General features: G+C 69.9%; 9 protein-coding genes and 1 tRNA gene. 6 read left to right on the forward strand and 4 right to left on the reverse strand.

Annotation, left to right across the window (positions count from 1 at the left end):
- Positions 1-12 precede the first annotated feature (12 nt).
- From pyrH to GT355_RS11890, 4 genes are read left to right on the forward strand one after another with little or no spacing between them, the layout of a single operon-like run.
- Positions 13-729, forward strand: a complete 717-nt coding sequence (gene pyrH, locus GT355_RS11875; RefSeq protein ID WP_160134832.1) for a UMP kinase — start codon at positions 13-15, stop codon at positions 727-729.
- Positions 722-2,347, forward strand: a complete 1,626-nt coding sequence (gene lysS, locus GT355_RS11880; RefSeq protein WP_160134833.1) for a lysine--tRNA ligase — start codon at positions 722-724, stop codon at positions 2,345-2,347. The genes pyrH and lysS overlap by 8 nt, the downstream gene beginning before the upstream one ends.
- Positions 2,348-2,398: 51 nt before the next feature.
- Positions 2,399-4,180: a site-2 protease family protein gene (locus GT355_RS11885; protein WP_160134834.1), complete on the forward strand. Its 1,782-nt coding sequence runs from the start codon at positions 2,399-2,401 to the stop codon at positions 4,178-4,180.
- A 46-nt stretch (positions 4,181-4,226) separates the two neighbouring features.
- Positions 4,227-5,753 (forward strand): heme-binding protein, encoded by a 1,527-nt coding sequence (locus tag GT355_RS11890; RefSeq protein ID WP_160134835.1) that lies wholly within the window; start codon positions 4,227-4,229, stop codon positions 5,751-5,753.
- Between the two features lie 42 nt (positions 5,754-5,795).
- On the opposite strand, the gene GT355_RS11895 is transcribed toward GT355_RS11890, so the two are convergent.
- The 3 genes from GT355_RS11895 to GT355_RS11905 are packed head-to-tail and all read right to left on the reverse strand — an operon-like array spanning position 5,796 to position 9,266.
- Positions 5,796-7,688, reverse strand: a complete 1,893-nt coding sequence (locus tag GT355_RS11895) for a molybdopterin biosynthesis protein (protein WP_160134836.1) — start codon at positions 7,686-7,688, stop codon at positions 5,796-5,798.
- Entirely contained in the window at positions 7,685-8,890 is a 1,206-nt protein-coding gene (locus GT355_RS11900) for a molybdopterin molybdotransferase MoeA (protein ID WP_160134837.1), read from the reverse strand. Before GT355_RS11900 ends, GT355_RS11895 begins: the two co-directional genes overlap by 4 nt.
- Positions 8,891-8,927: 37 nt before the next feature.
- Positions 8,928-9,266 carry a hypothetical protein gene (locus tag GT355_RS11905; RefSeq protein WP_233554019.1) on the reverse strand — a complete coding sequence of 113 codons (339 nt, stop codon included), beginning with the start codon at positions 9,264-9,266 and terminating at the stop codon, positions 8,928-8,930.
- Between the two features lie 153 nt (positions 9,267-9,419).
- Here GT355_RS11905 and GT355_RS11910 point away from each other — a divergent pair, with 153 nt between their 5' ends.
- Positions 9,420-9,788: an Hsp20/alpha crystallin family protein gene (locus GT355_RS11910; RefSeq protein WP_120074221.1), complete on the forward strand. Its 369-nt coding sequence runs from the start codon at positions 9,420-9,422 to the stop codon at positions 9,786-9,788.
- 10 nt (positions 9,789-9,798) lie between these two features.
- The gene (locus tag GT355_RS11915; RefSeq protein ID WP_160134838.1) at positions 9,799-11,583 is read left to right on the forward strand and encodes an ABC1 kinase family protein; all 1,785 of its coding nucleotides are present in this window, start codon (positions 9,799-9,801) and stop codon (positions 11,581-11,583) included.
- Between the two features lie 16 nt (positions 11,584-11,599).
- On the opposite strand, the gene GT355_RS11920 is transcribed toward GT355_RS11915, so the two are convergent.
- Positions 11,600-11,672 (reverse strand) — tRNA-Gly (locus tag GT355_RS11920).
- Positions 11,673-11,690 lie beyond the last annotated feature (18 nt).

Consider the following 11,690-nt stretch of genomic DNA (forward strand, 5'->3'; position numbering starts at 1 on the left):
CAACCGGAGCCAATGAAAATCGTTCTCTCCCTCGGCGGCAGCGTGCTCGCGCCGCGGGACCCGGAGCGCGTCGGTGCACACGCCGAAGTCATCGAGGACCTCGTGGCCGAAGGCCACTCCGTCGGCGTCGTCGTCGGCGGCGGCACCATCGCCCGCGAGTACATCCACACCGCACGCGCGCTCGGCGCGAACGAGATCGAACTCGACCAGCTGGGTATCGACACCACCCGGGTCAACGCCCGGCTCCTGATCGCGGCGCTCTCCGAACGCGCGGTGACCAGCCCCGCGACCGACTACGAGACCGCTGGCGAGGCGCTCCGGCGCGACGAGGTCGCCGTCATGGGCGGGGTTGCACCCGGCCAGACCACCGACGCCGTGAGCGCCGCGCTCGCCGAGTACGCCAACGCCGACCTGCTGGTCTACGCGACGAGCGTCCCCGGCGTCTACAGCGCCGACCCCGCGGCGGAGGACGACGCCCACCGCTTCGAGGCGCTCTCGGCGACCGAACTCGTCGACGTGATCGCGGACATCGAGATGACCGCCGGCGCGTCGGCCCCCGTCGACCTCCTCGCGGCGAAGATCATCGAACGCTCGGGGGTTCGGACCGTCGTCCTCGACGGAACCGACCCCGCACGCGTCGCGCGCGTTGTGACCTCGGGCGACCATGACGGTACCGACATCGTGCCCGAGGGCAGCGACGAACCCACCTACTGGGCGATGAATGACTGAGGACGACCCCTACATCCTGAGCGGGCCACAGCCCCACGACTTCTGGGCGGAATCGGTCGCCGAGCGGCTGCTCGACCGCGACCCAGCGGACCCGATCGTGATCAAGGGCGGCATCTCACCGTCTGGCGTGCCCCATCTCGGCAACATGAACGAGATCCTCCGTGGTTACTTCGTTGCCGAGGCGCTCCGCGGACGGGGACGAACAGTCAAGCAAGTCTTCACTGCAGATGACCGCGACCCGCTCCGGAAACTCCCCCGCAAACTCGCCGACCTGGAGGGGAACATCGTGGGCCTCGGCGACGTGGACGCCGGCGCGCTCGGGCGCAACCTCGGGAAACCCTACACCGCGATCCCGGACCCGTTCGGTTGCTGTGACTCGTACGGGGAACACTTCTCGAACCTCATCGAGCGCAGCGCCGAGGCGCTCGGCGTCGACGTCGAGATGGTCTCGAACACCCAACGCTACGAGTCCGGCGCGTTCGAGGAGGTCACACGAACCCTGCTCGAACATCGCGAAGAAGCGAGAGACGTGCTCGCGAACTACCAGGACAAGGTCGACGAGGACTACGTCCCGTTCCGCCCGATCTGCGCCGAGTGCGGCCACGTCACCGAGACGGATGCCGTGACGAGCGTGGACCTCGATTCCGGTACCGTGGAGTACGTCTGTGGTGACATCGAGGCTGGCGGCCAGGTCATCGAGGGCTGTGGCCACGAGGGCACCGCCACCTTCCGGGAGGGCAAACTCCCGTGGCGCTTCGAGTGGCCCGCCCAGTGGCAGGTCCTGGGGGTGGACTTCGAGCCGTTCGGTAAGGACCACGCCGAGGGCTCGTGGCCGAGCGGGGTCGATATCTCCCGAAACGTGCTGGGGGACGAACCGCCGCTCGGCATGGCCTACGAGTGGTTCACGCTCGACGGCGAGCCCTTCTCCTCCTCCGAGGGCCACGTCATCATGGTCCAGGACGTCCTCGAGTTCCTCGAACCCGAAGTCCTCCGATACTTCTTCACGAAGGACCCGAGCAAGGCACGGGACTTCTCGGTCGCGCGCGCGGACCAGCTGGTCGACGAATTCGATGAATTCGAGCGGGAGTACTTCGACGAGCAGGGCGAACGAACCACCGCCGCGTACCCGCCGGTCGCCGGGACCGCCGACGAGCGGCCGATCCGGCTCCCGTACACGTTCGCCGCCGTGCTCGGGATGACCGACGACGGCGAGCTTCGGGAGGCGATGGCGCGCCGCGAGAACCACATCCCGGACGACGCCACGGACGGGGACGTCGCGGCGGCGCTCGCGCGCGTCGAGTACGCCCGGACCTGGGCCGAGCGGACCGACAACGCCTACAACTACCGGCTCGCGGCCGACCGCCCCGCCACCGACTTCGACCCGGACACCGAGGCGGCGCTCGACGACCTCGCGGCGGTCGTGGAGGCGGGCCACGACGGCGAGACGATCCAGGGCGAGATCTTCGAGACCGCCCGGGGGCACGGGATGGAGCCCGGCGACCTGTTCACGGCGGGCTATCGACTCTTCTTCGACACCGAGCAGGGACCGAAGCTCGGGCCGTTCCTCGCCGAGCTCGACCGGGCGTTCGTGGTCCGGCGGCTCCGGCGCGAAGGCTGAGTTGAGGCCGGGAACCAAACCCTCATGCCCGACGATTCCTGAGAGTGGCCAATGGTTAGCGCGCTGGTTTGGGTGCTCGCTGGAGTTCTTCTCTACACCGTCGTCGCGACGGCGGCCTCGACGCGGGGGCTCCTGCCGAACGCGGTGCGGGTCTCGGGGCCGATCACGACGATCCACACCCAGCGCGGCAAGGCGTTCTTGACCTGGCTCGCCGGGCCGAAGCGGTTCTGGCGGGCGTGGGCCAACGTCGGCGTCGGGATCACGCTGGTGGTCATGATCGGGGCGTTCGCGACCGTGATCGTCAGCGCGGTCCAGATCTTCGAACAGCCCTCGGCGAGCGTGATCACCCAACCCCAGGACGCGCTCGCGATCCCCGGCGTGAACTCGTTTCTCCCCCTGTCGGTCGCCCCCGAGATAATCTTCGGGCTGCTCATCGGGCTGGTGGTCCACGAGGGGGGGCACGGTCTGCTCTGCCGGGTCGAGGACATCGATATCACCTCGATGGGGCTCGCGCTGTTCACCCTGATCCCCCTCGGCGCGTTCGTCGAACCGAACGAGGAACAGCAGTTGAAGGCGAAGCGCGGCCCCCAGACCCGAATGTTCGCCGCGGGCGTCACCAACAACTTCGTGCTCACCGCGGTCGCGTTCGCGCTCCTGTTCGGGCCGGTGGTGGGCTCGATCGGGGTCGCGCCCGGCGTCGCGGTCGGCGGCGCGCTCCCCGGCACGCCAGCGGCGAACGCCGGGGTCGAGAGCGGCGACGTCATCACGGGCGCGGCGGGGCAGAACGTCTCGAACGAGAGCGAGCTCGCCGCCGCGCTCGACGACGCGAACCGTTCGGTCGAGGTCACGCTGGACGACGGGAACACGACTACGGTCCGGCGGTCGGTGGTGGTCACCGCCGCGACGCGAGGCGGCCCGACGGGGCTCGGGACGAACGAGTCCAACTCGACGACGATCGCGGCGGTCAACGGGACGCCCGTCGCGACCGAACAGGGGTTCGAGAGCGCGCTCAGAAATCACACGGTGGCGACCCTCCGGACCACGAACGGCTCCACGACGACCGCACCGATGGGGGCCTACGCGACGCGGATAACCCCGAACGGACCGCTGGCGAACGCCACCGACCAGGGTGGGGAGCCGGTCGTCATCACCCGGTTCGCCGGCGAGCGGGTCACCAACACCACGGCGCTCAGCGACATGCTCGCCGACACCCAGCCCGGCGACACCGTTCGGGTCGAGACCTTCGTCGGCGACGAGCGCACCACGGCGACCGTCACCCTCGGCGAGAACCCACAGAACGGGGCCGGTCTGCTCGGCGTGAACGACCTCCAGCAGGGAACGAGCGGGCTGGTCATGGACGACTTCGGGATCGATAGCTACCCCGCCGACGCGTTCCTCTCGATCCTCGGCGGGGATGCGGGCGGACCCGGCGGATCGTCGCTGTTGGCCGGCCTCCTCCCGGTCGTCACGCTGCCACTCGCGGGCGTCGCGTTCCCGCAGCTCGGCTACAACTTCCCGGGGTTCGTCGGGACGAACATCGACTTCTACACCGTCACGGGACCGCTCTCGTTCCTCGGCGACGGGGTGTTCACGCTGGCGAACCTCCTGTTCTGGACCGCCTGGATCAACCTCAACCTCGGCTTCTTCAACTGCATCCCGGCCTTCCCGCTCGACGGCGGCCACATCCTTCGGACCAGCACCGAGGCCGTGGTCTCGCGCCTCCCGGTGGGCGGCCGGCGGGCCCTGACGGGGGCGGTGACCACCGCGGTGAGCGTCACGATGCTCGCGGCGCTCGTGGTGATGATCTTCGGGCCGTCGCTGCTCTCGGGGTAGCCGGTCGACTCACAAGACCCTTGTCCGCCTCGGCCCTCCGTCCGGCATGGACCGACGGAGACCGCCACGAACCGAGGAGGGCTGGTACGTGCTCCACGACTTTCGCACGGTGGACTGGGACGCGTGGCGCGCCGCACCCGAACGCGAGCGCGAGGCCGCCATCGAAGCGGGTACCGAGTACCTCGCGAGCCACGAAGCCGTCGCGGACGCCGATGCGGGCGGGTCGGCGACGTTCAGCGTGCTGGGCAACGACGCCGACCTCCTCGTGCTCCACCTCCGGCCGTCGATGGCCGACCTCGACACCGCCGAACGCGCCTTCGAGCGGACCGCGCTCGCCGACTTCACCGAGCAGACCGACTCCTACGTCTCGGTGACGGAGGTCTCGGGCTACATGTCCGAAGAGTACTTCGAGGGCGAGGAGGTCGAGGACTCGGGGATGGCGCGCTACATCGAATCCCGGTTGAAACCCGAGATCCCCGATTCGGCGTACGTCTCCTTCTACCCGATGGACAAGCGCCGCGACCCCGAGTACAACTGGTACGACCTCTCGTTCGAGGAGCGCGCCGACCTCATGAGCGGTCACGGCGACATCGGACGCGACTACGCGGGCAAGGTCACCCAGATCATCACCGGCTCCGTGGGGTTCGACGACCACGAGTGGGGCGTGACGCTGTTCGCCGACGATCCCGCCCAGATCAAGAAACTCCTCTACGAGATGCGCTTCGACCCTTCGAGTTCGCGCTACGCCGAGTTCGGCCGCTTCAGGTTCGGGCGGCGCTTCCCACCCGCGGACCTCGACGCGTTCCTCGCCGGCGAACCGGTGCCGGCCGAGGGCGATACGAGCGGGGCCGACAACGGCCACCCACACGGCGACACCGACGGCGGTCACCATCACGGGGAGTCGAGCGAGGACGAAGGGGAGGGAGCGGACATGCGCAGCGCGCTCGCCGAGGAGGGTATCTACGCCGGTCAACCTCACGGCGAGGACGTCCACGCGGTGGTCGTCTACTCCGAGGCCGACCCGGACGAGCTCGCCGAGGACGTGGACGGGCTCCGGGGCAACTTCGAGCACTACGACACCCACGTGAAGACCGCGGTCTACGAGCCTCACGAGGCGCGCGACGCCTCGGGGACGACCGAGGAGATCGCGAGCCGAGGCGGCAACGCGGCGGTCGCGAGCATCTGGGAGACCGAGAGCGCCGCCGAGACCGCGAGCGGCTTCCTCTCGGACCTCCCGGGAGTCGTCGCCCGGGCCGAAGCCGAGGAGGGCGAGGCGATCGACGCGGGGAGCGGGTTCGGCACGATGGGGATGTTCTACACCACCAAGCCCGAACACCGCGGGGAGTTCGTCGACCGGTTCGAGACCGTCGGCGACCTCCTCGCGGAGATGGAGGGGCACCACGATACCGACCTCCTCGTGAACCGCGACGACGAGAACGACATGTTCATCTCCAGCCAGTGGCGCTCGCGCGAGGACGCGATGGCGTTCTTCCGGAGCGAGGCGTTCCGCGAGACCGTCTCGTTCGGTCGCGAGGTCCTCGACGACCGCCCGCGACACGTCTTCCTGACGTAGCCGAACGGTTCTACGACCGTTCCACGGGTCCGGAACGACCGGTCAGCGGTCGTCGACGGTACCGAATCCAGGGAGAGCGCCGACGAGGTCTCCGATGTCGTCGAGTTCGGCTCGGAGGCGTTCGACGCCGGGTTTCTCGGTTCGTGAGGGGTTCGCGAGCACCCGGACCCGCTCCTCGCCGACCGACACGAACCCACAGTCGAGTTTCTCGGCGGTCGCCCGCAGCCCGAGCCCGGCGTCGGCGTCGCCCGCGACCACGCGTCGGGCCGGGCTCTCGTGGGACTCGACGGCGAAGTCGAACCCGTCGATGGCGTCGACGAGGTCGTGGCGGTCGACCCCACGCTCGTCGGCGAGGGCGGCGAGCGCGTTCGCGAGGCTCGTTCGGAGCCCGGAGGCCGTCGAGCGGTTCACGAACCGGAGGTCGCGCTCGACGAGGTCCGCGAGCCCCTCGATCCCCGCCGGGTTCCCCGCGAGCACGACCAATCCCCACTCGCGGGTCCAGCCGCCGAGTTCGGTCCCGCTCTCGACCTCGTCGGCCGTCGAGACCACCGCGACGTCGGACACGTCGTCACGGAGCCGTCGCCGGCCGACCCGGCTGCCGTGGCCGAGATAGCGCGGGCGGTCGAGGCGGTCGAGCAGGCGCGAGAGCAGCGGGTCGTCCTCGCCGACGCCGAAGACGGTCGGCGGGCGCACGTCGGGCGAGAACAGCGCCACCGAGACCCGTTCGTCGCGGTCGAGGTAGGAGACGTCGGCGGGCATCTCGACGATCCCGTCGGCCTCGACGAGGCTGGTGGTCGCGCCGCTGCCCTTGTCCACCGGATAGACCAGCGTGTCGCCGTTCCCGTCGGTCACGAGCCCCACGGGAACCAGCCGGTGGCGGCCCTCCTCGTGGCGCTCCCGGACCGCCATCCGGCCCGCGACGGTCGCGCTCGGCGGGGCGGCGCGTCCCGCGGCACGGCGGATGGCGGGCGCGACGAACGTCCGGAAGATCGAGAGCGCCGAGACGGGATAGCCCGGCAGCCCGATGTACGCGGATTCGTTGAACTGCCCCACGAGCATCGGCTTGCCGGGCTTGATCGAGACCCCGTGGAGGAGGAGGTCGCCCTGCTCCTCGATGACGCGATAGACCACGTCGACGGCGCTCGCGGAGGTCGATCCCGAAGAGAGCACGAGGTCGCACTCGTCGGCCGCTTCCCGGAGGGCGCGCTCCATCTCGGCCATGTCGTCGCCGGCGTGGGGATAGACCACCGGCTCGCCGCCGGCCTCGCGCACCCCCGCCGCGACGGCGTAGCTGTTCACGTCGTAGATCTGGCCGCGCCCGCTGTCGACGGTCTCGCCGGGTCTGACGAGTTCGTCGCCGGTCGAGACGATGCCCACCCGCGGCTTCGCGCGGACCGGGACCTCGTCCACCCCGAGCGCCGACAGCAACCCGATCTCGCGCGAGGTGAGCCGAGTACCGGGCCCGAGCGCCCGCTCGCCAGCCGCGATGTCCGCACCCGCCGCCATCACGTTCTCGCCCGGCGTCACCGCCGTTCGAACGAGGAGCGTGTCGCCGTCCCTATCCGTCCGTTCGACCGCGACCATCGCGTCGGCGTCGGGCGGCATCACGGCCCCGGTGGCGATCTCGACCGCCTCGCCGGCCCCGAGGTCGGTGGCGGGGCGCTCGCCCGCTTCGACCGTGCCGACCACCGTGAAGGTCGCCGGGTCGGTCTCGCCCGCCCCGAACGTCTCGCGTGCGTGGAGCGCGTAGCCGTCGAGCGCCGAGCGGTCGAAGCCGGGGACGTCGAGGCCCGCGTCGACCCGCTCGGCGAGCACCCGGCCGTCGGCCGCGTCGAGGTCGACCGTCTCGACGCCGGGATCGAGGTCGAGGGACTCGATGGCGGCGTGGGCCTCCTCGACCGTCGAGAGGTCGCGGAACTCCTTGCGCTTGCTCACGGCAACCGCCCCCAGTGCTCGACCGCGACGGGTTCGTCCGCCGGGATCCCCTCGCGTTCCTCGGGAACGACGACCCAACCGTCGGCGAACGCGACGCTCGACAACGCGCCCGCGCCGCTGGCCCGGGTCGGTACCGCCGTCCGCTCACCGTCGGTCCCGTCGAGACGGACCCGCACGAACGTTCGCGTGCCGACGTCGCTCCGGACCTTCCGGTCGAGTCGGGCGGTGGTCGTCGGGAACGGGTCCGGCGGCAGCCGCCCGGCACGTTTCAGCGCCGGGCGGAGGAGCTGAACGGCACCGACGATACACGAAACCGGATAGCCCGGCAACAGCACCACCGGTGTGTCGTTGACGACGCCGAAACCGACCGGGTGGCCCGGCTTGAGCCCGACCCCGTGGACGAGCAGTTCGCCCGCGTCCTCGACGACGGCCGGGAGCAGGTCGCGCTCGCCGACCGACGACCCGCCCGCGGTGACGACGAGGTCGGCCGTGGTATCGCGCTCGATCGCCGCCCGGAGCGCGGCGTGGTCGTCGGTCACCACGTCGCGGTAGGTCGCGCGCCCGCCCCAGCGCTCGACGTACCGCGAGACCGTGAGCCCGTTCGTCTCGACCACCTCGCCCGGGCCGGGGTCGGCCTGGACGAGCTCCTCGCCCGTCGGGATCACGCCGACCGTCGGCCGCTCGTAGACCGGTATCTCACGGATCCCGACGGACTTCAACAGACCGAGGTCGGCGGGTCGGAGGCGATGACCGGCGTCGTAGAGGTGTTGCCCCGCCGCGACGTCCTCCCCGGCCGGAGCGACGTTCTCGCCTTCGGCGACGGCCGCGGTGACTTCGATCCCGTCGCCGACCGGCTCCGTGTGCTCGACCATCACCACCGCGTCCGCCCCGTCGGGCAGCGGGCTCCCGGTGTGTACCCGTACCGCGGCCTCGGGACCCGGCTCGTCGGCGACCCGAAGGGGAGCGGGCGAGCGCTCGCTCGCCCCGAAGGTCTCGGTCGCTCGGACCGCGAAGCCGTCCATCGCGGCGCGGGTGTAGTGGGGGACGTCGCGTGCCGCGTCGATCGGTTCGGCGAGCACGCGGCCGTCGGCGGCGTCGAGGCGGGTCGTCGTGGTCCGCTCGACCGGCGCGACGCGTTCGAGGAGGCGGTCGCGGGCCGCGTCGAGGCGGGTCAGGCGTTTGAACCCGGCCGGTTGGCTCATGGCACCCCTCGGTGACGGGGCGCAAAAACGTCTGGCGTTAGTGGAGCCCGGCGACCAGGATGGTGTCCCGGCGAACGACGAACTCCGGGACCGGCGACCGGTGGAAGTCGACGGTGAGGCTGGCACAGCCACCGTGGTCGGCCCGGAGGTCGACGCGAAGCGTGTCGTCGTCGGTGCCCGTGATGACGGTGCGCTGGCTGTCGCCGGCGACGGTGTGGCGGCCCTCGGCGAGCACGGTGTCGCCGCCGGCGATCCGGACGTCGAGTTCGTGGCTCGTGTCGTCCTCGTTGCGGAGGAGCACGGCCGGGGAATCCGGGGTGTCGGGAGAAGATGGGTCGGTGGTCGCGGTACGGTTCTCGCGGGAGGTCTGCGTCATCGTCTTTATGATGTGGAGTCCCGCACATGAAGCAAGTCGATCGTTGCCGATTGTTTCGAGGGTTTCGAACCGTTTCAAACCGTTTCGGACGGCGATTCGGGTTCGAGCCGCCGCTATCGCGGGCTTTTTCGCCCCGGCGATAGTAGGCCTCCTATGTCGCTGTCAGACGCGCTGGCGAACCTCCCCGAACCCGTGTTCGCCGACGGCTACGAGTCCGAGACGGCGTACCTCCTCGTGGTCGACCTGCCGGGCGTGACCGACGAGACGCTCGACGTCCGGGTCGAGCGGGGTCGCCTCCACGTCGAGGCACGACGGGCGAAAACCCCGCCGACGGCCTTCCGCTACCGCCGCGAGGACCGCCCGCTGTTCGTGGAGTTCAGCCTCCCGCTCGTCCCCCGTATCGACGAGACCGGGATCGAGGGGAGCCTCGACCACGGGACGCTCACCCTCACCCTCCCGAAGCGCGAGGCCACGGCGACCTCGATCCCGATAACCACCGACGACCGAAGCGACGGCCAGTGACGGGGCGAACGTGAACGTTCGGGCGTACGGACGGTTCTTCGTCGTCCTCCGGCAGTTCCTCCCCCTGATTCTGGCGTACCTCCGCGACCGCCGGCGGTTCGTGGTCTTCGGCGGCCGGCGGCGGGTCACGAGCGAGATGCGGACCGAACGCGCGCGGATACTGCTGGACTCGTTGCTCACCCTCGGGCCGACGTTCATCAAGCTCGGCCAGATCCTCTCGACCCGGCCCGACGTCCTGCCCGGCGAGTACGTCGCCGAGCTCTCGAAACTCCAAGACGAGGTGCCGCCCGCCGAGTGGGACGAGGCCCGGCAGGTGATCGAAGCCGAGTTCGGGTCGGCCGAGACGGCGTTCGACTCGTTCGAGACGGACGCCATCTCGGGGGCGAGCCTCGGGCAGGTCTACCGCGCCGAGTTCGAGGGCGAGGCGGTCGCGGTGAAGGTCCGTCGACCGGGGATCGTCGACCTCGTGGAGGCCGACCTCAAGGTGGTGAAGTGGAGCCTCCCGCTGGTGATCCGGTTCATCGGTGAGGCGCGGTCGTTCTCGCTCGAAACCCTCGCCGAGGAGTTCGACAAGACGATCCACCAGGAGCTCGACTACGCCCGCGAGGCCCGGATGCTCCAGGAGATCAAGGGCAACTTCGCCGACAACGACGAGGTCCGGATCCCGGAGGTCGTCGAGGAACGCTCCACCTCGCGGGTGCTCACGATGGAGTACGTCTCGGGCACGAAGATCACCGCGGTCGACGAGCTCGATGCGATGGGGGTCGACCGAACGGCGCTCGCCGAGCGGCTCGAACGGGTCTACCTCCAGATGATCGTCGACGACGGCGTGTTCCACGCCGACCCACACCCGGGCAACCTCGCGGTCGAACCCGACGGCACCCTCGTGTTCTACGACTTCGGCATGAGCGGCCGGGTCGATCCCTACATCCAGGACAAGATCATCGAGTTCTACATGGGGATCGCGAACCAGGACATCGACGCGATCCTCGACGCACTGGTCGAGATGGGCACCCTCAGCCCGGAGGCCGACCGCGAGACGATGGGCAACGTGATGGAGCTCGCGATCCAGGACGTCCGCGGCGAGGAGGTCGAACAGTACCGCGTCCAGGAGGTGGTGAGCCAGGTCGAGGACACCATCTACGAGTTCCCCCTCAGGCTACCGGCCAACCTCGCGCTCGTGCTCCGGGTGGCGACGGTGGTCGAGGGCGTCTGTGTCACGCTCTCGCCGAAGTTCGACTTCATCTCGGTCGCCACCGACTACCTCGTCGAGCAGGGCTACCGTGAGGAGGGTGTCCGACAGTTCCTCGAAGGCCGGAGCGAGGAGGTGCAGGACCTCGCACGCGCGGCGGTCCGAACCCCGCCGAAGATGGAGCGCCTGCTCGACCGCCTCGACCGCGAGGACATCGTGCTCCACACCGACATCGAGGACACCGACAACCTGCTCGACACCCTCGCGAACCGGCTGATCTTCGGGGTGCTCCTCGCGGTCGGGGTGCTCTCGACGACCTTCCTCTACGCGACCACCGACCTCATCGCGACGGGCGTGGCGGCGGCGTTCTCGCTGGTGGTGGCGTTCTACCTCGCCCGGTCGTTCCGGCGATCGACCCCGGTCGCGGACACCGCACCGGAGTTCACGCGCCAGGGCTTGAGCCAGCCGCCCGGTAGGCAGGGGAACGAGCAGGACGGACAGAGCGGTATCGAGGCGATGGCGCAGACTGGAAGCGACATCGCCGACGACGCGGACGCCGAGTCGATCGCTATCGAGCGCGAGTCCGACGACTCGAAGCGATGAGCGCGAGGGAGGAGAGTGCGTCAGCCGCGATTTGAACGCGGGTCATCAGCATGGGAAGCTGAGGTGATACCAGGCTACACCACTGACGCGCACACGTCGATCGCACC

This window comes from Halococcus salsus (genome assembly GCF_009900715.1).
Taxonomy (GTDB): domain Archaea; phylum Halobacteriota; class Halobacteria; order Halobacteriales; family Halococcaceae; genus Halococcus; species Halococcus salsus.

Bases quoted from the DNA above. Each gene is read 5' to 3' on its own strand.
- GT355_RS11900 (WP_160134837.1), bottom strand. From the start codon at position 8,890: ATGAGCCAACCGGCCGGGTTCAAACGCCTGACCCGCCTCGACGCGGCC.
- lysS (WP_160134833.1), top strand. From the start codon at position 722: ATGACTGAGGACGACCCCTACATCCTGAGCGGGCCACAGCCCCACGAC.
- GT355_RS11905 (WP_233554019.1), bottom strand. From the start codon at position 9,266: ATGACGCAGACCTCCCGCGAGAACCGTACCGCGACCACCGACCCATCT.
- GT355_RS11885 (WP_160134834.1), top strand. From the start codon at position 2,399: ATGGTTAGCGCGCTGGTTTGGGTGCTCGCTGGAGTTCTTCTCTACACC.
- GT355_RS11910 (WP_120074221.1), top strand. From the start codon at position 9,420: ATGTCGCTGTCAGACGCGCTGGCGAACCTCCCCGAACCCGTGTTCGCC.
- GT355_RS11890 (WP_160134835.1), top strand. From the start codon at position 4,227: ATGGACCGACGGAGACCGCCACGAACCGAGGAGGGCTGGTACGTGCTC.
- pyrH (WP_160134832.1), top strand. From the start codon at position 13: ATGAAAATCGTTCTCTCCCTCGGCGGCAGCGTGCTCGCGCCGCGGGAC.